The following is a 23,130-nucleotide window of genomic DNA, read 5'->3' as shown; positions in this document are numbered from 1 at the left end:
TGATGTCCCGAATACGAATAGCTATAGTTGAAGATGATCCAGTATGGTCATCTTTACTTTCAAAATATTTAGATCAGCAAGATGGAATGCTTGTTACAAAAATAGCAAAAAATTATGAAGAAGCATTGACCATTGATATTGGTCAAATAGATGTCGCTTTAATTGATTTAGCTTTAGACGAAGAGCAAGAAATTCTAGAAGGATTAACACTTACAAAAATATTTCGACAGCGATCATTTAACCGTTCAATCGTGTTGACATCTTGGAACGACAGGGAAACCATTGATGAAGCTTTTCAAGCTGGAGCTGTAAATTATCTTACGAAAAATTCTTATGAAGATTTGCCTCTCATGATTCAAAGTGTTCATGTAGATAAACCTCTAATTCATGGAGATTCGGCACAAGTTTTGTTGGATGCTTATCGCCAAGAGAAGGACATGAGTGGTCTTACACCATCAGAAAAGGAAGTTTACACTCTACATCAAAAGGGGTTCACGAAAAGAGATATCGCCCAAAAACTCATTAAATCTCCGGATACAATCAAATTGCAACTTCGTGAAGCAAAAAAGAAGATAAAAAAAGCCAAAAGTTTTTAATAGTCTTAAATAACGTGAAGAAGCGACTAGAACCAAAGGGAGGGTTATTATTTTAACCCTCCCTTTGGCTTGCCTTTTTAATTAAAATATATAGGTGACTGGTAAGAAAAGGTAATAAAGAATAACACTTGAACAGCAAAAGCTATTTTCTTATTTTATAGATTTCATTTCGAGGTGAAGATAATGAAGCACAAGCAACATCGGATGTCCTCGTGCGAATTAGCCTACCGAGCCGCTTATCTTCGGACCTTTGACGATGAATGTTATGAGTTAAAAGGCCATTTAGCTGTTGGTGAACAGGGGCATATCGCTCGTCTGGCGGATATTTACTATCGAGTACGTTCCGTACAGAATCATCAGCGTTGTCTGATTGCGAAACGCAAAAAACCGAATGAAGAGTTGGTGATGAATACCTAATCGTTTCCTGCACAACTACATACAGCGTGTCCTTATGATTTCCCGGCATGATCTTAGGGATATACGATCTTCGATCCGGGTTTGCGAGTTCAAGCCTAAAGCTCGCCGCTACGATGATAGCGTAAAATGCCGTTTCCATTCTGGTTCTTCGTGTTATGCCTAAAACGTTGTGCATTGGGAAGCTACGGTTCCGGCCGTACGCAGGTTTCCATAGGGTTCCCGCTTTCAGCCATAAAGTGGATGTCCCCCAACACCGAACCAGAAGGGAGGGGGTAGAGTGTACAGGAAAGGATGGGTAGGATGCGAAAGCAACGTCTTGGCCTTGTTGCCCTGTTTGGTTCCGTTCTCACGCTGTCGGCCTGTGGTGGGTCGTCCACGGAAGAAATCGAGGACTACGATCAGTTCAAGGAAACGATCAACGCCGATGATTTCACCGGGTTTGCGATGTATATTTTCAGCCCGGACGTGGATGAATCCAAAGAGAACGTGTTCCAGGTATTTAAGGACACCAGTGCCACGCTCACCTATACGAATGGGTGGGAAGACGATCAAGAAACGAAAGACCGGGCCAATGATGACAGTCGTGCAAGAGATTTTATTTCTCCCTATGATCGTGTCACTTATATTGAAGATGGAGAAGTAATGGGCGAATACGAAGTGGACGGGGACGACATCAAACAAGAAGAATACGAGGGCGAACTCCAATCCTTTGTGGAAAAATACGCTGAGTAAATGAGGTGTCTCCGTGGCAGGACGAAAAGAACAGAAGCAAAAGAAAGACATTGCGAAAAAAATGATGGAAAAACAGAACGTCAATTACGAGGACTGGTTGCACGAACAGCACACCAAATATATTGACGATCACTTGCTGGATTTTGTCGGCTTGGATGATGAAGATACCACGAATAAATCCCAAGCCCATGAAGCACCGCAAACGAACACCGAAGAACCATCAGAACGATACTAAACCACCCGAAGGAGGGGTACGATGAAAGAATTAATACTTCAATCGTTCACCGTAGGGGCGGCCGGCGTCGGCGGCCTTGTTTCGACCGGGGAAGATATTCTAAGCATGGCCCAAACAATGGGACTGATTGCCGCTGCTATTGCGCTATGCGTGGGCGGCTATTATTTGATTCTTGGTGGCGACCGGGGCCGGACAAAATCGGTCGGTTGGTTTATCGGCGCCGCTGTCGGCCTTGTGGTCGTGATGGGCGCTTACGGGTTAGCTCAGGCCATTGATTCCAATATTTCCTTTTAACGTCATGATTTTAAAATAACTAGCATCGAAGCAAGAGCCGTCTGCGGCTCTTTTTTTCATGCTTTTTTTAGGAGGTCAGCACATGCTGTACGTGAATTTTACGCAAGGAACACACGCAAAAATCCCCCGGCATCAACGGATTCCGTTTGATGAAGCCGTGAAACTCTCGCAGGAAGTAGAAATGGAAATGCGGGACCAGAAGGAAACGATACCGGCCTACTTCTACGTGTTGGATGATGACTTGGATAAAGAAATGTACGAAGGGACGTTCACGTTCGGAAGCAAACAGGTCCCGAACCTGTTCATGCATATCAAAAAGAACCTGCCGAAGATTCGCACAAGCAAGGAAAAAGAACGGATGCGGCTGGGCTTTATGGAAGACATGGAAGCATTGGTAGAAGAAGAATACAAGTTCGAGGAAGAGATTCCACCGAACGAGAACGTGGATGCCAACTACGTGTCCCGGCTCAAACGGTGGCAACGCAAAACGATCTACGGCGTGGCGGCGTTTTTCGTTCTGGCGTCCATTGGCCTGTTTTCCTTCTTTATCATGCAATTATCCTCCGTGAGTGCCGAAATGCAGGAAGTGACGAACACGAAGGAAACGCAGGAAGCCAAAGTCAGTACCTATCAAGATGCGCTCATGGGAGACGAACAGGAATTACTGGATTACTACAAGGACCAAAACCCGGACGATCTTTCCACGCAGGAACGAAACATTTATGCGAGTTTGTTAGCCGATAAGGAGCAGTTTCAGCAGATGAACAAGCTATTCGATAACCAAGCGATGGCCGTGGAATTTGTTCGATTGAACAAAGATACCGATACACTGAACGCCTATCACGATGCGTTTCCAACGGATGAAGGGGCGTTTGAATTGGCCTATCAGAACGGCAACTACGAGAAGGTGATTAACAACGATAACGTAGACATGACGAACCGCCGGAGTGAAATGCTGGCAAAAGCCTATCTGCATCAAGACGATGTGGAAGGGGCCGAACAGGTCTATCAAGACCAACAGACCGATGCGGTTCGGGAGACGATCGACACGTATCAAGAGCATCAGTCCACGATAGATGATCTGAACAGCCAAATCGAAGAACTGGACGAGGACGAGGATGCCGATGAAATCGAGGAACTGGAACAGGAGAAAGAAGAAGCTAAAAAGCAACGGGATGATCTCTAAAGGAGGAACGGCATGAAGATATTCAAAACAAAAAAGGCCCACGGGATTTTGGCGTTGCTCGGGGCATTAGTCTTTTTTCTACTATCCAATACGCTGATTAATTTTTGCATCACAAACGTACGCAACCTGCTTCAAGGGCTTGGCAACCCGGACCCTCCCGGCGTCTCCTTTGATGTGCTGGGGCTGTTATTCACCACGTCCGACGTTCCGGCGCTTGGCTACCTGTTCATGGGCGTGGCAACACTGATCGTGGGCGGCATCTTCTATTACAAACTAAGGAGTAACTTTAAAGACATTACCGAAAGCCAGTCGAAAGGCTCCAGTCGCTTTACAACCTTGAAAGAAATTCAACAGCAGTACAAAGCGATTCCCGAAAAAGAAACGAAACAGCAACAGCATTTTCCGGGCGAAGGCGGCGTTCCCGTCTCCCGGTACGAGGACAAGATATACATTGATGATTCCAAAAGCAATAACTTATGGATAGGAACAACCCGGAGTGGTAAAGGCGAAATCGGCATGTTTCCGATGATCGACATTTACTCCCGGGCCGAACAACAGGCGTCGATGGTTTTAAATGACCCCAAAGGCGGCGCGACACGTTTCTAAGTGAAAAGCTTAGACACTGTGAGAAACACAGTGAACTGTTATTTCGAGAAGTCAAATGAAGGGGTAACGCCTGGAAGGGCTTCCTTTAATCCTTCGACATGCATGATGGTAAACAAGAACGATCATGTATGAAGCTCGATGAAGACGGCTGAGAGGTACCGTAAGATCCCGATGGGATCAACGAAAGTCATTCAGCGGTGGATGATGTGCCCTATAGGCCGGAAGTCTATAAAACACCTATGGTTAGAATACACGAAAAACTTTCAACGAACTGAAGTAATGTGTAGACGAATCTCTGATCGTACGGACCTATATCGGGAGGAAGTCGAAAGGCTTTCGGACACAATAAGTGTCGCTACTGTGGATGAGTAAAACTCGCCTTTATGAAAATCCATAAGCCGTTACAGGCGGTTTCAAGGTAGCAGGTTCATAGGGGAGACCTAAGGGTGTATGTACAGATAGAAATAACGGAACGTGGTAACTTGCCAACGTGGAGAACTTGTTTTCGATGAAACGGTTCGAAGGAAACATGGAATTTATTCGATGATAACTTTGATTTATGGCAAGGAAAGTGGTGGCACAGTACCAATGAAACGTCTAATCCGCGTGGAGGGATAGCCACTAGTCGTTTATAACTAACTCATTGTATTGGTTCTAGCATGGATTCGAGTAAGACTAAGAGATGTAATCCTCCAGATATCTACGAGGGAGGTTACAGGCCATGTTAAAGAAAACGAACCTACGCTATCACGAATATTACGATATGCAAACGGCTTATGATCGTTTATATTCGGCTAGCCAAAACGGGAACAACTTTTATCAACTTATGAAAATGATCGGAGCAGAACAAAATATTCGGTTGGCATACCGAAACATCAAAACCAACAAAGGTAGCAAAACCGCTGGGCATGATGGACGAACCATCCAAGATATTTGGCATTTGAACGATCGAGAGATCGTCCAAGAAGTACGAAAAAGGTTGGAAAACTATCAACCGCAACCTGTTCGACGAGTGTGGATTCCTAAAGAAGGTTCAAATGAAAAGCGCCCTCTAGGTATTCCTACCATTTGGGACCGTATGGTCCAACAGTCGATACGACAGGTGTTAGAGCCGATTTGTGAGGCGAAATTTCATTCTCATAGTTATGGCTTTCGACCAAATCGTAGTGCCCATCATGCCTTTAGCCGGGTCGTATCGTTAGCTAACCGTGGTAAGTGTCATTACTGTGTGGATATTGATATTAAAGGGTTCTTTAATCATGTTCATCATGGAAAACTACTCAAACAACTATGGCAATTAGGGATTCGCGATAAATCATTGATGAAAGTGATTTCGAAGGTGTTGAAAACAGAGATTGAGGGAGAGGGTGTTCCTCAGGAAGGGACCCCTCAGGGAGGAATCATTTCCCCCTTATTGGCGAATGTCGTTTTGAATGAATTAGATTGGTGGGTTAGCTCCCAATGGGAAACGTATAAACCTCATCGGGCGGTATCGATCGGTTTTCGAGCCTATGCGAAGAAATACACGAATTTAAAAGCGGGCTTCATTGTTCGTTATGCGGATGATTTTAAGATCATGACGAAAAGCTATCGGGAATCGAAGCGCTATTATCACGCTGTGGTGGACTTTCTTCAATCCCGATTGGGATTAACCGTTAATGCCAAGAAATCCAGAGTGATCAATTTGAAAAAGAATGCCTCGGAGTTTCTTGGGTTTAAGTTAAAACTGGTACAGCAACAGCAGTCGAAACACGGTTACGTCGTAAAAAGCTCGATGAACGACCAGTCGCTGCAGAAAACTAAACACCTTCTTAAACGCCGCATTAAGGATATTCAACACCACCCTAAGCCAGAAAATGTTTTTCGATTTAATCAAACAGTACGAGGAATACAAAATTATTACCGGTATGCCACCACTATTTACATGGATTTAACGGAGGTCCATTACACTCTCTTACAATCAATGAGAGCCAGACTTCGAACCTGTGCAACAACGATCTTGTTCAAAGACACAAGTGCCAGTTTCCAAAAACGAGCTCGAGGAATTTCTCCTTGGAAAAAGATTTACTCGATCCAACAAGCTAGCCTTGTCCCTGTGACGGGGGTGCATCATAAAAACCCTCGGAACTTCAGTCAGCATGTAACGAATTACACCAAGGAAGGGCGAAAGAAGATCCACCAAGATCTTCGTGCTCTGCCACGAGGGGCCCTGGCTCAAGTCATGAATCATTATTCGAAGAATCAAAGCATTGAATACAATGATAACCGGATCTCTAAATATGTGGCGCAATATGGAAGGTGCTTTGTCACTGGCCAACCTATTGGAAGCGATCGAGTGCATTGCCATCATATTCAGCCAAAATCCAGAGGAGGCAGTGATCATTACGCTAACCTTGTCATTGTTGATACGTTCATTCATCGACTGATTCATCTATCGGATACGAAGAAGATCCAAGAGTACCTTCGGTACGTTATGTTGGCTCCCAAGCACTTGAAGAAACTGAATGAGCTTCGACAGGCATCTGGCTTAGAACCGATCAAACCGTCATAAGAATAAAAGAGTGAGTTAGAAACGATGGAACGCCGTATGCGCGGAAACGTGCTCGTACGGTGTGAAGTGGGGGAAAAGATGGAGATCATCTCAAAATCTTACCTATCACTATAACTCCTAGCCGCTTCCAAACAAACCCTCAAAGACCGTGGTTATCATGTGGAAGCCCTGAACTTGATCGAACCGGAAATCCGGTCCATGAGTTTTCAGATCCTTCAGATGGTGATTAACGCTTATGACGAAGGGGATTTGGGACAGGCCGAACAACATGCAAAGGCGATTGCTCACATGTTGTATGCGGACCCGGAAGCCAAAGATAAATTTTGGCAGGATTCGGCCAGTTCCTTATGTACAGCGCTGATTTTAGGGCTGTGCGAAAAGAACCTGCCGGACCACCCGGAAAAGATCACGATGTACTCCGTGGCAAATACCCTCAACGAACTGGCAAGCCAACAAACGGCCGATGAGAAAGGCGATGTGCGAACAGGATTGGATGACTTTTTTGACAGCCTGCCGGCCAGTCACCCGGCCAAACTCCAATACGCTACGGTGAAATTCGCGAGTGGGGCAGGCCAGACGGTGGCCGGGATTTATGCCAATGCGTTTGATAAGTTAAGCATTTTTACGCTCACGCCGATTGCGAAAATGACTTCGGCCCACTCGTTTGATATGCGAAAGGTCGGCTTTGGCAAGCACCTTACAGGCTTTGCTTCGGCCCAAGCCGAAGTCACGGCCACGTTCCCGGAAGGAACGGAACGCACCCGGGCCAACACGAACGGCCTGTTTAAGTTCAGCCATGACCAATCACTGGCAGAAGGTCAGACCGTCACCTTTCACGATCATAAGACGGATGCCGTTCTTACGGTGGCCGTAGAAGCGATTAATGAGGAAACCGGAACGGTCACGTACACGGTTCAGAACGAACAGCAAGGCAATCAGCAAGAGGTTATTACCCTCCGGGAATTTGAACACTTCACCAAGCCCACAGCTGTCTTTCTATTAACGCCGGACGATGATACGTCCCTGCATGTGATTGCGTCCTTATACGTCAAGCAGCTGTACACCGAACTGGCGAAAACGTCTTACTTCACACCGGGGCGTAAGTGCATCCGGCAGGTCGTCTTTATCTTGGATGAATTTGGGAACATGCCTACGATCTCGGACATGGGCAACATGATTACCGTCAGTCTCGGCCGCCGGATTCATTTTAATCTGGTCGTGCAAGACCTCTCGCAGATCAAACATAAATACGACAAGGAAGCCGATAACATCATCGGCAACTGTGCCAATAAAATGTATCTGCTTTCCACGGACTACGAGACAAACGAGGAATTTTCCAAACTGCTGGGCGAAAAGACGATCAGCTCCAACAGCCGGTCCGGGAGTACGTTGAGTACGGATAAAAACAAAACGGAAGGAACGGACGGCCGCCGTCTGCTTGATGCGTCTGAACTCGGGCGGTTGAAACCCGGCGAAATGGTGGTGTACCGGGGCATCAAACGGGAGGACTTGAACCGGGAGAACGTGACCCCGTACCCGATTTTCAACCACGGCAAGACCCGGATGAAATTCCGGTATGAGTATTTGAGTGACGCCTTTAATACAGATACGGACCTGGAGGACCTCGACATTCCCTGCGAGCATGCAGACCTTAATCTCGCAAAGGTGATGTATCGGTTTGAGAACGAAAACATCGATCAACACACCGATGATGGCTCGGCCCACCAAGACGGGACCAAAGAGAACGAAAACCAATCCCAATCGCCGTCTACGGAAGGACAACAGAAGGAAGCCAACAACGAACAAGGTAACAAGGAAGCTCTCGGGGAAGCGGTGGAAATCACTGAACAGGCGGCCGCTTTTGAAAATAAATCTGTTCAAGAGGTGATGGATGCGAATCTGCTTCAGACGTTAGATCAAATGGTTCATCAAGACGTTTATCAGATGACGATGGGCGAATGTGAGACGGCTCTAGCGGAATGGCACGAAGCAGAACTCATTCCCGAACGGATGATGACGCAAACGCAAGGCATGATTAAAAACGAACGCCGACAGTATCAGAAATCAATCGAAAAAGGGGAGAATACTGATGCGGAACCGACCTCTTCAACGACTGGCTGACGTCTTACACCATTTTGAAGATATGAAGGTGGGGGACGAACTCATTATCCGGCTCACGGATGGAACGGTCAAAGTGAAAGAAAAAGACGATGATTCCGGGAATGTGGACGTATTGGTGGATGAATACGATTATGCGGTCAACACCAGTGTGCATGAATTTTTAACATGCTAAACCGGGCCGAAGGGAGGGAACGCCGTGAACGATGAACAAATACTGGAATATCTCGAACGGTTTTCAGACGAATTAACAAAAGGAACAATCGTGATCGACTTTCTCCGCATGATGGCATGGATGTTTGTGAAAGGCATGGCATGGATTGTCGATGCGTTCCAGAACATCACGGATTCGATGTTGGGGCTGAAACTCTTATACGATAACCCGCAGATCACGGAATTTGTGAACACGATGCAACCCGTGTTGGTCATTCTCATGGCGATTAACCTCATGTTTATTGGGTACTTGCTTATTCTTAAACAGGACGCCGTGAACCGTCCGGCGTTGGTGTCGAACATCTTCATGGCGCTGGCGATCATGACCATTTTGTCGGTCGGGATGAATCAGGCCAACGAATTTACGGACCAAGCCGTGGATGCGGTGAACTTTGAGAACGACACAAGCACACTGGCTGATGAGGCGATCACGAACAACATCACCGATGCGGCGCTCTATGACGTGAACGAATGGGAAACCACGGAACTGGATGAAAGCAATCAGATCAACCCGTCTTACGCCCAAGATCTTACGATCAATGAGCCATTAAATAAAGATACGAAGATCAACAGCGAAGATGATTTATCAGAGACCGGACAGGACATTGTCGAGAAAAAAATTCAAACCCTGCCGGACGGCACACGGGAAGTCGTGGACCTCGAAGATGGCGGGTGGATTTCCAATATTACGCAGGAATACTATTACCGCTATGAAGTCGATTGGGTCCCGTTGATTGCCACACTCACGGTGGTGGCCGCCGTCTTAGTGATCATTGGCGTCAAACTTGCCACGTTGTTTTTCAATCTGGCCTTTAACTACGTATTGGCCCCGTTAGTAGCGGCATCGGACATGCACTCCGGGCAACGGATGAAACAGGTGGTTCAGAACATCATTAGCATTTTCATGGTCACGATCATGGTCTTTTTATCTCTAAAAATCTATATGATCGGGGCTGACATGCTGAACGACAGCACCGATGGTCTGGTGTACGTCCTCGGCATGGTCGGGCTTAGTGTGGCCGTGTTAGACGGGCCAAACATTGTCGAACGGCTCTTTGGCCTAGACGCCGGGTTGAAATCCAGCTGGGGCGCTTTGGCCGGGACGTACGCCGCCGCTAAAGGCGCAACCGGGGCAACCAAAGCCGGCATGAGTGGCGTGAAAAACATCAGCGACAAAATGAGCAACAACAAGGAAGAAGGCAACGGCGGCTCGGGTGGCTCCACCAACAAATCGGGCAACGGCCAAGACCGGGAGAACGTGTCGCAAACTTCCGAAGGGCAATCCGGCTCGGGCGGAACCGGAAATGTGGCAAACATGGCCGACTACCGGGGCAACAAAGCCGGGACGGACAGCCAGGGCAACGATACGGCCAACGAAAGCGTCTCCGATCAAGGCGACCAACCGACCGCCAACGGCTCCGCATCGGCCTCCGGGGATTCGGCTTCTTCTTCTAACGATACGAAGAACAGCCCAACCGCATCCAACGATGCGAACAGCAATCAAAGTTCCATTCCGTCTCTGCATGAAGAAATGGGCGAAGAAGAAGGACAAGCCACGGGAACGGAAGGCCGGACGAACGGCCGCACCAACAGCCAAGCGAAAGGCTCGGCCAACGGCTCCACATCCAATCTTGAAGCCCAACAAGGCATGAACAGCTCGGCTTCGGGAAAGAACGGACAGGCGGCTTCTTCCCCGGCTCCAACTGAAGGAGATACAGCCACGGATGAAACCCCGGATACGGGGAACGCTCCGGCATCGGCCACGGCGAACGCCGATACGGGCGATACGGAAAGCGTGGAAAACATCAACGGTGCAAGCACCGGAACCGCCGGAACGCACCGGGAACTGATGGAACAGGAAACGAACGGCAACGGCTCCCGGAACGTGGAACAGGACGTGCAAAGCGTTCAAGGGCAACAGGAGACGGGCGGCAACGTCCAGACGAACCAATCCGGGGCGGCTGGCGAATCAGCTTCCACGGAAACGCCGTCCACGGGGAACGCTCCGGCATCGGCCAGTGCCAACGCTGACACCGAAGATACCGCAAGCGTCCAGAACATGAAAGGTGACAGCGCCGGAACGACTGGAACGCACCGGGAACAGGTGACGCAGGAAACGGATAGCAGCAGTACCCAAAACGTGGAACAGGAAGTCGAAACCTCCACGAACCACCGACAGGAGGGCGGCCGGGTGAATACCACATACACGTCCGGCGGCGAAACCGGGGCAAAAGAAGATCCTACGCCGTCATCCTCGCCCGGACCGGGACCAAGTGCTTCCGCTTCTTCTTCGGGCGATGCCGGAGGAAACAGCGTCCGGCATGAACGCTCCACCGAACAGGGACACCGGGGAGGAACAAATAAAGAAACCATTTATCAAGAACAACAGGTCGAGCATCAGGGCAACGACACCGAACAGGACGTGCAACAGTCGGTCACGCATCGGCAGACCGAAGGTCGGGTGAACCGCCGGGAACGGGTCACGGAACAACAAGCACCACGAACCCAAAACTATGATCTCGGGAAACACACCCGGAAAACCGTGAAACGAAACAATAAACGGACGTAAGGAGGACCGCACATGGCGTCTTACCGCATCCCCAAAGACATGAGTACCGAACTGAAAATCAATAAATGGATGTATCTGACAGACTTTCTTCTACTGATCGGGTTAATCCCGTTCACGATGGTCATGAGCAACCTGGTCCACGGCAACTTGATCTGGGGCTTTTACGCCTTCATGTTGCTTCTGGCCCTGCTCTTAATTATTCGACCTACCAGTAACCCGAAACGCCGCATCTATCAAGCCGTGTACTATGCGATCATGCGCCGGAAAGACACGTACACGGCGATTGATTACTCTCCGGTGGACGAACCGGACGACACGCAAAGGAGTGAATCCTAAATGGCCCTGTTTAACGATCAGAAAGGCCGTTGGTTTGGCAAAAAGCCCAATGAAGGCACAGCGATCTTTGTCGAAAGCGATCAAGTCCAGAAACGAAAAAAAGAAGCCAAGCCGAAAGTAAAATCCAGTTATGCCGATTTAGCTTCCGTGATTGATCTCACGGGCAACGGCTTTCTGGAACTCTCGGACGAGAAAGGCTACATGGATATTGTGCAACTCGAATCAAGCGATATATACGCTTTGAACGAAAGCGATAAGACGAAAAAGATTTATCACTTTGCGACCTTTTTACAGTGGTACAATCACGATTTTAAAATCATCCCGTTTGATTTTCCGGTGGATACGTCCACGCAACAACGGCATATCCTTGAAAAAATCCAACAAACAAGCAAGCCGCAGTATCGGCAATTTTTAGAAAAGAAGCTCCAGGAACTCCAATTCATCGAACAACGCCGCACCAACCGGGAATTTTTCTTGTTTCTCTATGCCGATGATGAATACACGCTTCAATCCCGGTCCACGGAAGTGGAAGGCCAACTGCAAGCCGTGGCCCCGGTGATTCGGCTCACGGATGATAAGAAGATCAATATTCTCTATAAATTAAATAATTTGAACTCCAAAAACCGTCATACGCACGAAAGGGGATAACTCATGCTCGCATCCATCATGCAAAAAGTACGGGGGCCAAAAGACGAAGAACAGGAACAAGGGAAAACCGAGGGCTATAACCGCGAGCTGTTAAGCGAAATCCAGCCGCAGGGCGGCATCAAATTCAACGAAAGCTATATCCGCAAAGGAGACGGCTACGAAACGTGCGTGCATATTTACGACTTTCAAACGATCGTCAATGACTTCTGGCTCGAAGAGATTATGAACATGCCGAATGTCATTGCGGCTCTGGACGTAGCCACGCCGAACCGCCGGGAGGTCATGTCGAAGTTAAACAAAAGCATGGCCGAACAAAAAACCCGGACGATGCAGGCCAAAGAAACGGCCGATGCGATCGAAGCCACGGAATCGTTCGAGGAACTCTCCGGCATTTACAACGAAATTCGGCAGGGCGAAGTCGTGAAACGCATTGTCCTGCGGCTGTATGTTTCCAGTAAGACGCTCGATGAACTGGAAGTGACCGTAAAGAAAGTCATTGATGATCTGGAAGCCTTGAACTTCCGGGGGTCGGTCTTTCTGAACGAACAGGAGTATGAGTGGGGCAGTCTGATTGAATCCTTTTCGCATCAAATGAAATACCCCAACAAACGCAAGGGCATTGAACTTCCGGCCTTATCCCTTGCCGGGGGCTTTCCGTTTCACTATACGTCTCTGGATGACCCGTTCGGGACACACTACGGCACAACCGACACCCACGGGAACGTCATTTTTGATCTGTTTCATAAAGACAAGCAACGCAAGTTCTACAATGCCTTAATGATCGGCAAGATGGGGTCGGGAAAGTCCACGCTGCTCAAAAAAATGGCGCTCGACAATGCGATCAAAGGCCACAAGGTACGGATTCTGGACGTGACGGGCGAATTTGGCGAACTGGCCGACGCATTGGACGGCAAAACCATTGCGTTAGACGGCTCGGACGGCTCGATCAATCCGTTGCAGGTGTACCGGTCGGAAACCACGGACGAGGGAACGATCAAACAGGAAGCATCGTTTGCGAAGCACCTCTCCAAGTTGCAGGTGTTTTACCAGTTCATCAGCCCGGACGTGACGAACGAGGAAATCAAAGAGTTTCAGAATACCCTGCGCCGCCTGTACATCGAACAGGGCTTATGGTCGGACGAGATTGAGCCGGAAGCCAACAACATCACCGAACGGCGGCCGGATGAATACCCGATCTTTAGCGATCTGTTGGATATGATTCAGGCCGATCTGTACACGGATATTCCCAATCAGCTCGTCAATGAAGACGTGAGTATTCACCGCCGGGAACGGCTGGAAAACATTGAACTCAACATCAAGAACCTCAAAGAAACCTACGGCCGCCTGTTTAACGCTCATTCCAGTCTGATGGACTTTGATAAAGAGGACTTTGTGGCGTTTCACCTGCGGAACTTATCGGAGCTGTCGGCCGAAGTCTTTCAAGCCCAACTGTTTAATGTGTTGAACATGCTTTGGGACGGGATGCTGGGGAACGGGCAACCTCAACTCCAAGCCTTTAACAAACACCGTCTGCGGTTTGAGGATGCGGTACGGTACTTGATTTTGATAGACGAAGCGCATCACATCATTAATACGCGCAAAGGCTCGGAACACGGTGTCACGTTCCTGCAAACCTTCATGCGGGAAGCCCGGAAGTATTTCGGCGGCCTGTTCTTTGCGAGCCACGTCATTGAAGATTTTGTTCCCGATAAGGCCGATCAGAGTGCGGCTGAAGAAGTGAAGAAGCTGTTCAGTCTCACGCAGTACAAATTCATTGGCGAACAGGATAGTGAATCACTGCCCCGGTTGAAAGAGATATTCACGGGACAGCTCAACGATTCAGAGTTGGGGCAGATTCCCTACTTATCGCAAGGGGAAGTGGTGCTTTCCATTTCGTCCGTGAAGAACATCAAAATGAAAGTGGACGTCAGCAATCAAGAACTAGACCTGTTCGGAGGAGGGGCGTAAGACCATGAACACGGTAGCCAAAGGAGCCGCCAAAGCCGGGGGTGCATTACTCAAACTCGGCACACTCAAACTGCGTATCATCATCGGATTGTCGGCGCTTCTGGTCGTCCTGTTCACGGTGATGGTGATTGGATTCTTTCAAGTGATGATGGATACGACATCGAATAATGACAGCGAAGGGAACGGCACATTTGTGGCCGGAGGAACGCAAAATATCTCGGCCAAAATTGAAAACCTGCGCCCGGTCTATGAACAGTATGCGGAGGAATTTGGGGTTAGCGATCACGTCAACGTCCTCATGGCACTATCCATGCAGGAATCCGGCGGCCGGGTGGACGACATTATGCAGTCGTCCGAATCCCTGGGCCTTCCTCCGAACACGATTGATGACCCGGAACGCTCGATTGAACAGGGCGTCCGGTACTTCTCGAAGGTGTTAGACGATGCCAACGGAGACGTGAAGCTGGCCTTACAGAGTTACAATTTCGGCGGCGGTTTTATTGATTATGCGAACGCCAACAATGACGGCGAATACTCCAAAGAGTTAGCGATTGAGTTCTCACAACAGCAGTATCAGAAGGTGAAAGACAGTGGAAACTTTTCGTGCATCCGGCCCGAAAGTGCGGAAACCGGGGCATGTTACGGCGACATTGGCTATGTGGATGCGGTGATGAAATACGTCACGAACACGGCAACCACCCAGATAGATGGAGACGTGGCCGAAGTCGTACAGGTAGGGGAAAAATGGATTGATAACAGTGAGTATGTGTTAGGCGGCGGCCGTTCCAAAAGGGACCAACAGAACGGCATTTTTGATTGTTCGAGTTTCGTGTATTGGGCGTATGAACAGGTCGGGGTGGACCTCGGCAACCTCGGTTCGGTGAACACGGATTCGCTCAAAACCAAAGGCCAAAAGGTCGATTATTCGAACGCCAAACCGGGCGATCTGGTGTTTTTCGATACCTATAAACTGGACGGACACGTTGGCATTTATGTCGGCAACGGGGAATTTATCGGCGCTCAAAGCAGTACAGGCGTAGCGATTGAAAGCATGGAGGACGGCTATTGGGGCGACAATTTTAATGGCCGGGTGAAACGCATTTCTTCGTAACAAGGAGGGACAGGATGGATACGATCAAAACCTTTAAATACTTCTCAATCATCCTTTTATTTCTACTGCTGCTATTCAATATCTTCTTCTTTTTTAACAACCAGACGGACGCTCCCACGGAAGCCGAAGCGAACGAATTAGAAAGCCAAGTAAGCCAATTAGAAGAAGAAAATGAAGCCTTAGAACAACAGGTCGAGTATCAGTCCAAGACGGAACGGGAAGCCCGTTTCGATGAACTGGAAAGCCAAACGGAGACTTTTATGAATACGGCGTTTGTGCATACCTCGGACAATTATGAGAAGCAACAGGAGAAAGCCGAAGGGGTCATGAGTGACCAACTGAAAGACCGATTTTTCTCGGGAGAAATGTACGGGGGCGGCGAAGTCACCACGGATATTGCGAACGAAGAATACTTCATTAAGAACATGGAAGATAGCGAACAGGCCCAAGTGATTGTGCGGCTCGATCACCAGATGCATTACACGGAAACGGACGTAGATGAAACCAGTTCGGTGCTAATGAAAGTGCATTTTGAACGAGAAAATGGCACATGGATAGCGCAAGAAATGGAAGATATTTCGGATACGGAAGGAGGATTCGATGCTGAATAAAGACCGGGTGAACTTACGAAAAAAGACCAGCAAATGGTTCGGAGTGATAACAGCTTTGGTGCTGTTAGGATTTATTGCATTCAGCACCTCGAACATGTACATGGAGGAAACGATCGAAGTACAGGCGTCTCCGATTGGCGAAGAAATCACCACCAGTGGCACGGATGATGTGGAAGTATTGGACTGGATTTATGACAAAGAAAAGAACAAAATGCAGGTCGTGATCGACATGAACGATCTCCGTTTTAAAGAAGAAACGTTGCAGTATGTGAGCCGTCAACGGTCGAACGGCGAAGAAGTTCCCGTGAAAAAAACGTATCAGATGAACGACTATGCGGTGTTTGAAATCAGCCAATTAGACAAGAATTACGAACAGGTATTGCTTCAAATTGACCAACAACCCGAACAAGAAAACGACGATTCAGCCACCGATGCGGATACCGAATCGACCACGGAAGAAGTCGAAAATGTGGTTCAACTGTATACGGATTATCGGGAAGTCGAAGAAGCAGAAATATCCTCCGGTGATGAATACGGCTACGTGAAATATATTATGAACACGCTCATTGAGGATACGGAACAAACCATTCAAACGAAGAAAGAGGAACGTCAAACGTTGAAGAAAGAGATCGCTGATCTCGAAGAAGAAGCGCACCAAGTGGAACAGGAAAAAGAGTATCAAACGGACGAAGAACAGACCGAAACGGACGGTTATTTGAACTCGCTAGAGACGGAAAAGAAACAGCTCCAGGGCGATATAGATGCGTTAAATGAACAAATAAAGATGGAACAGGAACGCATCGACAGTTACAACGAACGCAAGAAAGAGGAAAGCATTTCGCTTCAATAACAAACAGGATTTCGGTCATTTTTTGACCGGGACCCTGTAAAAGTAAGGGGTTTTGTTGTTCACAAATCCGTGAACAACCCCCGATTTTGTTCACACATCCGTGAACAATCTGTTCACAAACCTGTGAACAACGGCCATTTTTACGATATCACTACAAAAACCCGGCACTGCCGGGTATATCACGAAGTGATATCATTTTTCCCTTATGCTCTTTCTGGATTTTAGATTTTGCACTGGGGTTGTCATGAACTGGGGTTATTTTGTTACAGGGAAGGAGCAAAAATGATGAACATTCTACTGCGTGAATTAAGCCCAACAGTCGTAAAAACGATAGACGAACGTGCCAAACAACGAGGACTATCTCGGCAACATTATTTAAAAGAATTGATCGAAAACTATGTGATGCAAAAAGAACTGAATGAAACCGATAAGGCGTACAAAACATTAATAGAAAAAAACACCGAAGCCTTGAACCATTTTAGTGAACAGATGCAACGACAAAACGAATGGCTGGAAAGCATGAGTGACGAAACGGATGTTGTACGAGAGGAAGGGTAACACATGGAACTCGGAAGCAAAACGGCCGTTGTTGTGACCTCCGAATTTTCGATGCCGAAAAAAACAATGGGAGATAAACGGTTTTCGAACTACGTCAATTATATGGATAGAGAAGAAGCCAAAAACGAACAGGATTTTGCTGCGTACAATCACTATATGGATGATAACCAGAAAGCCACCTCCTTATTCAATCCATACAAAGATGATCTTTCCAACGAAGAAAAAGAACAGGTGCAAGAACAGTTCAAACGAGGACAGGAAAAAGGAAGTATCTTGTACAAAGACGTCATTTCTTTTGATAATGAATGGTTACAAGAGAATGGCATCTATGACCCGAAAACGAACCACGTAGATGAAAAGAAATTGAAAGAAATAACGCGCGAAGCTGTATCGGATATGCACGAAAAAAATAACTTTAAAGATACGATGGTGTGGACCGGGGCCGTTCATCATAACACCGAACACATTCATATTCATCTGGCTTCCGTGGATACGGAACCAAGTGACGATCAACGGGGAAGTCGTAAACTAAAATCGTTGGAAGGGATGCGGTCCACGTTCGTGAATAAAATACAAGACCGTTCGTTTGAACACAAAGACATTAATGATCTGATGCGAAACAAAATCGTGAATAAGAAGAAAGAACAGCCAACCATGAAAGGCATGGACCGGGGCATGAAAAAAGACTTTCTGGCGATCAAAAAGCAACTGCCCGAAAACAAACGGTACTGGCAATACGGGTATCAAAATATCAATCACGTTAAACCCGACTTGGATAAACTGACGGAAAAATACTTGCAAAAAAACTTCCCCAAAGAAATGAAACAGCTCGATCAAAAACTCAATAAAGAAGAAAAGATGCTGAAAAAAGTGTACGGGGAAGGCAACGAATCCCGGTACAAAGATTACAAGCAAAACAAAAAAGATGATCTGTATAAACGGATGGGAAACACGTTCTTACAGGAAATAAAATCGTATGATTACAAGGAAAAACGCATCGAACAAAATCAACGTTCCTATAACACCAACCAGAAGCGAGTAACCTTTCAGAAGAACCGGGCTTTGAACCAGATACAGTACGGGTTGAATCGAGTGGTCCATGCCGAACTGAACAGCTATCAGAACCAGAACGCTTATGAACAGATGCAACGAAATATTCAAAACAACCAAAAGGGGCAATCATTATGAGTGGCGTTATTAATCGTGTTCGTTTATCCGAAGAAGCCGATGCTTATGTCAAACGAATAAAAGAAGAACGAAACGAAACCTCACAGGCCAAAGTCATTGACCAACTCTTGTTAGAGCATGAAAAGGAACATATGGATTTAGAAAAAGGTGACCATGTGACGTCCATGTTGATGTCGGAAATGAACCGAAAAGTTGAACAGGAATTTCATAAACACTTCAAACGGTTACAGCTGGGCGTAAACAACACGGACCGTAATTCGCAGGTGATTCTGGAACTGTTGAACGGCTTAATGGTAAGCAATAATATCCCGGACATTATGCCAACCAGTGAATTTACCTCGAAACCATATACCACGGCCCAAGAAGAAGTGACGGAACGGATTGCTAACTTGCAACAACGCAAAGCCGAACATGAGAAGAAACAAAATCAATCCCAAGGAGGACAAACATGAACCGATTAGAGTTTGGATTTATTAAAGAAATAGGAGACACCGATGTGGTCGTTTCGATGGGAAAAGAAGAAATCGTGATTCCGTTAAACGCCAACGATATGGACCTTCTGCAACAGATGATGGTGGAAACAGATATGGAATATGTGTTGGTTGATCTGGACGAAAAACGACTGGTGATGGATAGCGATCTGATGGAAGGCGAAGCCAATAATCCGGCTCTAAAAGATCTCGATGTGGGCGTGGATGAAGATGGATACGTGCAATAACAAAGGAGGGCAACCGCATGGCCTATAAGAAAAAATCAGCCGAAACCAAGCGGCAGGAAGTGGAACAATTAACCGAAGATCGAAACGATCAAGTGGATCGATATTTTCAGTCCTCGGACAACATGAAAGAATACTTGAACTTCATGAGCAAGTTCTATGATTACTCGGTCGGCAACTCCACACTGATTCAAAAACAGTTTCCGGGAGCGAACGCCGTAGGTGGTTTTCAGTTCTGGAAAGAACAAGGCTTTTCCGTTCAGAAAGGCGAAAAGGGAAGCAAGATTCTTGTTCCGGCCCCGTTCAAAACCTTTGAACGAACAGAGAACGGTGAAACCAAACAGGTGGGACTGAACAAGGCCACGAAAGAGGAAAAAGCGAAGATCGACCGGGGCGAAATCAACGTACAGGAACATCGGCATTATAAAACGGCCGCCGTGTTCGATATTTCCCAAACGAACGCCACGGCCGCCGATTTGCCGAAGATTTATCCAAACAAATGGCTGGAAGGCTCGGTCGAAAACTATCAAGCCTTTTATGATTCGATGGAACGGTATGCAAACAACATGAACGTCGAAGTGCTTTCCGAACCGATGGAAGAACTCGGGGCGTCCAAAGGCCAATACATCGAATACACGCAGGCCAGCCCCGGAGGGGCATCATCCTTTCACCGAGCGATTCAACTCAACCCCCGGAACGATGAACTACAAAACGTAAAAACCTTAGTGCATGAAGTGGCTCACGCTCAACTGCATGGCCGGGAGAAGGAAGGGAAGGACCTGCCGCACTCGGAGAAGGAATTTCAAGCCGAAATGACGGCCTATACCGTGAGTACGCATTTTGGACTGGATACGAGTGATTACAGTCTTGATTATCTGCATACCTACAACCAACAGCATGATACGACAACCGACAAAGTGGCATTGCTTCAAGGCGTCAAAGATACATCGTATGACATGATTACGCATCTGGAAGATGATTTGCAGATCGACCATACGTATCAAGAAGCAAGCACCAACGAACTGCAAGAGCGATTCCAGGACTATCAAGTGGTGACCAATGGGAACGTTCAAACGATCGGAGATATGGATGAAACCACCTTCCGGTCCACGTTTGAAGATCGGTACGGCAATAATCTGCTCGAACATGGAGACGTGCGAAACGATACCGTAGAACAGGAAGTCGAAGCCTTTAATGCGTTGAAAAACCCGGCCCTTCCCGGAGATAACAACGTGAAAATCTTAGACCCGTCCATCGAAGAACCGAAAGCCTATGTGGAATGGTCGGAAGCCCGGATAGATAAGCATATGATGTCTCTGCCCGATATGGATAAAGCCTTAGCTCAAGCCAACATGGACGGCATGGGAGAGATCGGGTACGACAAAACGAAAGTTCAAATGATGACCCCGGTCGATGCTTCTCACGGGCAAGAGGTAGTGACGGCAGGACGTTTCGATTTGGGGAACGGCGAATATCACGACTTGAATACCGAACTCAATAAACAAGGGTACACCGTCCACCGGGAGCATTTGAACGATCAATCGTACCTGCAAAAGATTTACACGCCGGAAGCCTTTGAACAGACCTTTGAGGATTTGGCGGTCAAGATTCAAGAACAAAAAGCCGGACACACCAGTATGGATAATTCCGAACTCTATGAAAGCCAACGAGAGGAGGTACAGGCGTTTGCAGATAACCACGGGTATGTCTCTGGGGAGAAAGCCGAAGCGATTCATCAAACCACTACCACGGACGTTCAAGAACGCCAACAGGACCGGGCAGCAGTCAATCAAAGCGTCCAGTTGGCATCGGCGTATACCACGTATCAAGATCATGTACAAAAAGAAGAAGGACAGGAAACCCTCGATCATCATATGGTGCTTGATCGACTGGAAAGCCAACAAGCCTATGAATCTTTAAAAGAACAGGCCGTCGATCAGAACGTGCTGACCGTGGATACCGTGAACCGACTGGAACAACGGCTCAAAGGCGAAACCACCACGGAGAAAGAACCCACGTGGCCGTTTGAGAAAGAAGGAACGAAAAGCGTCACCAAAGAGGAAACCGTGGAAGAAACCACCACCCGGAAAACCGTTCGACAGAACGGCATGAGCATGTAGGAAGGAGGGAGAACGCATGGCAAACCGCCGGGTAAACAGTGAAGAAATCGAACAGGCCAAAAGCGTGGCGATCATGGATTACTTGGATGCGAACGGCATCGAGGTCGAACAGCAAGGCAACGGGAATCCTCCGTACTACAACCTTAAAGAGCATGACAGCTTGGTGATTCAGGGCGAAAAATACTTCTGGAACAGCCGACAGGAAGGCGGGTACGGGGCGATTCATTTTGCGATGGCCTATCACGATCTCTCCTTTCCCGATGCCGTCCGGCGCATCAACGAGCATGAATATGCGCTTGACCGCCAGCCAGTGCAACAGGTGGAGAAAGAGCCGTTTTCCTACCCTTCGCATTACGAGGTGGCCGATACCTCCAATGTCCGGGATTACTTGGTCAATGATCGAAAGATTGATGAACGAGTGGTCGATTGGTGCTTGAACAAGGATTTGATCGTGCAGGACCGGAAAGATAACTGCGTGATGAAATGGAAGGACCGGGACGGGGAAACGATCGGCGCTGATCGACAGGGAACAAGGCCGATGGAGAACGGGAAGCATTTTAAAGGCGTGGTGAAAAACTCGGCAGAGGACGGCGGTTTTGCGATCAATGTTGGCAAAAATATTGATAAAATCGCGCTGTTTGAAAGCCCGATAGATGCCCTTTCCTATTGGTCGGAAAAAAAGGGAGACGTTCAGAATACCCGATTGCAAAGCATGAGTGGCTTGAAAATACAGGCCGTCAAACGGGGATTACAGGACTTAAAAGCAGACGGCCACAACGTAAAGCAGGTGATTTCGGCCGTGGATAACGATGCGGCCGGAGAACATTTTCACGAAAAATTAAAAGACTATATCAATCCCAATGCGATTGTCGATCATCGGCCCACCAACACCAAAGACTGGAACGAGGAACGGAAACATGGGCTTCAACAGAACCAGAATCAACATCAACCGCCAAAAGCCAAACAGTCGTCTCCTTCAATGGGAATATCTTAACCGGAATATCGGCACTTGCTGTAATAAATAAACTGAATAAAAGGTAATATATATTAAATTAAGAATAGGTTGTAAAAGGAGTTGTTTTTTTGAATAAAACTCATAAGAGAACGCTTATTCTTAACGTGGTTTTAAGTTATTTTCTTGCGGCAGGTCTAACAAGACTTTTAGCAAGTGGACCTGGCTGTACCTTTAAATGCAATTTCGCGCTATTTTTAGTCGATATTTTGCGTAATAAATCCATTCACATATTTTACGGTGCAAAATAACGTCTAAAGTGACACCCTGTATATACTGTGATATAAAAAGTTTTTACTATGCAAAAAGCACTCCTTCATATTTAGGAGTGCTCAGATTGTAGACAAAGGCCTCCGAAAATGAATTTCGGAGGCCTTTGTTTGTGCCATTGAGGGAGAAAGAAGCCTCCCACGGCCGGCGCACGTCTGTCGCCACCGCCAGGTGGCGAGTTTTTTGAGGTTCATCACCGCATAAACAAGCATCGCCTGCGCGGTGT

At 47.4% G+C, this 23,130-nt stretch carries 22 protein-coding genes and 1 pseudogene; all 23 read left to right on the top strand.

Annotated features, from left to right (window positions below; all coding sequences use genetic code 11):
• Positions 1-2 precede the first annotated feature (2 nt).
• Positions 3-596 (top strand): response regulator transcription factor, encoded by a 594-nt coding sequence (locus tag ACTRXG_RS15015; RefSeq protein ID WP_474285734.1) that lies wholly within the window; start codon positions 3-5, stop codon positions 594-596.
• Positions 597-779: 183 nt separating this feature from the next.
• Positions 780-1,013, top strand: a complete 234-nt coding sequence (locus ACTRXG_RS15010; RefSeq protein WP_474285732.1) for a hypothetical protein — start codon at positions 780-782, stop codon at positions 1,011-1,013.
• A gap of 300 nt (positions 1,014-1,313) precedes the next feature.
• Positions 1,314-1,745, top strand: coding sequence for a hypothetical protein (locus ACTRXG_RS15005; protein WP_474285730.1), 432 nt, complete (start codon positions 1,314-1,316; stop codon positions 1,743-1,745).
• 13 nt (positions 1,746-1,758) lie between these two features.
• On the top strand, positions 1,759-1,980 hold the full coding sequence (locus ACTRXG_RS15000) for a hypothetical protein (protein WP_474285729.1): 222 nt from the start codon (positions 1,759-1,761) through the stop codon (positions 1,978-1,980).
• A 21-nt stretch (positions 1,981-2,001) separates the two neighbouring features.
• Positions 2,002-2,274 carry a hypothetical protein gene (locus ACTRXG_RS14995; protein ID WP_474285727.1) on the top strand — a complete coding sequence of 91 codons (273 nt, stop codon included), beginning with the start codon at positions 2,002-2,004 and terminating at the stop codon, positions 2,272-2,274.
• An 82-nt stretch (positions 2,275-2,356) separates the two neighbouring features.
• A complete protein-coding gene (locus tag ACTRXG_RS14990) occupies positions 2,357-3,460 on the top strand; it encodes a hypothetical protein (protein WP_474285726.1) in 1,104 nt (367 codons plus the stop codon).
• A gap of 12 nt (positions 3,461-3,472) precedes the next feature.
• On the top strand, positions 3,473-4,066 hold the full coding sequence (locus ACTRXG_RS14985; protein WP_474285724.1) for a type IV secretory system conjugative DNA transfer family protein: 594 nt from the start codon (positions 3,473-3,475) through the stop codon (positions 4,064-4,066).
• 721 nt (positions 4,067-4,787) lie between these two features.
• A complete protein-coding gene (gene ltrA / locus ACTRXG_RS14980; protein ID WP_474285722.1) occupies positions 4,788-6,617 on the top strand; it encodes a group II intron reverse transcriptase/maturase in 1,830 nt (609 codons plus the stop codon).
• 126 nt (positions 6,618-6,743) lie between these two features.
• A pseudogene (locus ACTRXG_RS14975) lies at positions 6,744-8,738 on the top strand (VirD4-like conjugal transfer protein, CD1115 family); the annotation flags it as partial.
• Complete coding sequence (locus tag ACTRXG_RS14970; protein ID WP_474285721.1) at positions 8,707-8,910, top strand: hypothetical protein; 204 nt, start codon at positions 8,707-8,709, stop codon at positions 8,908-8,910. The pseudogene ACTRXG_RS14975 and the gene ACTRXG_RS14970, both read left to right, overlap by 32 nt.
• A 24-nt stretch (positions 8,911-8,934) precedes the next feature.
• Positions 8,935-11,517: a pLS20_p028 family conjugation system transmembrane protein gene (locus ACTRXG_RS14965; protein WP_474285720.1), complete on the top strand. Its 2,583-nt coding sequence runs from the start codon at positions 8,935-8,937 to the stop codon at positions 11,515-11,517.
• A gap of 12 nt (positions 11,518-11,529) precedes the next feature.
• Positions 11,530-11,853 (top strand): DUF5592 family protein, encoded by a 324-nt coding sequence (locus ACTRXG_RS14960; protein WP_022795082.1) that lies wholly within the window; start codon positions 11,530-11,532, stop codon positions 11,851-11,853.
• Entirely contained in the window at positions 11,854-12,501 is a 648-nt protein-coding gene (locus tag ACTRXG_RS14955) for a hypothetical protein (protein WP_474285718.1), read from the top strand.
• A gap of 3 nt (positions 12,502-12,504) precedes the next feature.
• Entirely contained in the window at positions 12,505-14,469 is a 1,965-nt protein-coding gene (locus tag ACTRXG_RS14950; protein WP_474285717.1) for a VirB4 family type IV secretion system protein, read from the top strand.
• Positions 14,470-14,473: 4 nt separating this feature from the next.
• Positions 14,474-15,580 (top strand): bifunctional lytic transglycosylase/C40 family peptidase, encoded by a 1,107-nt coding sequence (locus ACTRXG_RS14945; protein WP_474285715.1) that lies wholly within the window; start codon positions 14,474-14,476, stop codon positions 15,578-15,580.
• A 14-nt stretch (positions 15,581-15,594) separates the two neighbouring features.
• Positions 15,595-16,191 (top strand): hypothetical protein, encoded by a 597-nt coding sequence (locus ACTRXG_RS14940; RefSeq protein WP_474285713.1) that lies wholly within the window; start codon positions 15,595-15,597, stop codon positions 16,189-16,191.
• Positions 16,181-17,041 (top strand): hypothetical protein, encoded by an 861-nt coding sequence (locus ACTRXG_RS14935; RefSeq protein WP_474285711.1) that lies wholly within the window; start codon positions 16,181-16,183, stop codon positions 17,039-17,041. Before ACTRXG_RS14940 ends, ACTRXG_RS14935 begins: the two co-directional genes overlap by 11 nt.
• A gap of 282 nt (positions 17,042-17,323) precedes the next feature.
• The gene (locus ACTRXG_RS14930) at positions 17,324-17,599 is read left to right on the top strand and encodes a hypothetical protein (RefSeq protein WP_474285710.1); all 276 of its coding nucleotides are present in this window, start codon (positions 17,324-17,326) and stop codon (positions 17,597-17,599) included.
• A 3-nt stretch (positions 17,600-17,602) separates the two neighbouring features.
• Positions 17,603-18,787, top strand: coding sequence for a MobP2 family relaxase (gene mobP2 / locus ACTRXG_RS14925; protein ID WP_474285709.1), 1,185 nt, complete (start codon positions 17,603-17,605; stop codon positions 18,785-18,787).
• Positions 18,784-19,239: a hypothetical protein gene (locus ACTRXG_RS14920; RefSeq protein ID WP_474285708.1), complete on the top strand. Its 456-nt coding sequence runs from the start codon at positions 18,784-18,786 to the stop codon at positions 19,237-19,239. The genes mobP2 and ACTRXG_RS14920 overlap by 4 nt, the downstream gene beginning before the upstream one ends.
• Positions 19,236-19,505, top strand: coding sequence for a hypothetical protein (locus ACTRXG_RS14915; RefSeq protein ID WP_474285707.1), 270 nt, complete (start codon positions 19,236-19,238; stop codon positions 19,503-19,505). Before ACTRXG_RS14920 ends, ACTRXG_RS14915 begins: the two co-directional genes overlap by 4 nt.
• 17 nt (positions 19,506-19,522) lie before the next feature.
• A complete protein-coding gene (locus ACTRXG_RS14910; RefSeq protein WP_474285705.1) occupies positions 19,523-21,622 on the top strand; it encodes an ArdC-like ssDNA-binding domain-containing protein in 2,100 nt (699 codons plus the stop codon).
• 16 nt (positions 21,623-21,638) lie between these two features.
• Positions 21,639-22,616 carry a DUF3991 domain-containing protein gene (locus tag ACTRXG_RS14905; protein ID WP_474285703.1) on the top strand — a complete coding sequence of 326 codons (978 nt, stop codon included), beginning with the start codon at positions 21,639-21,641 and terminating at the stop codon, positions 22,614-22,616.
• The last annotated feature ends 514 nt before the right edge of the window (positions 22,617-23,130 follow it).

The sequence above is a fragment of the Marinococcus sp. LNSP9103-4 genome, from assembly GCF_056034345.1.
This window is presented reverse-complemented; position numbering and strand designations above follow the sequence as displayed.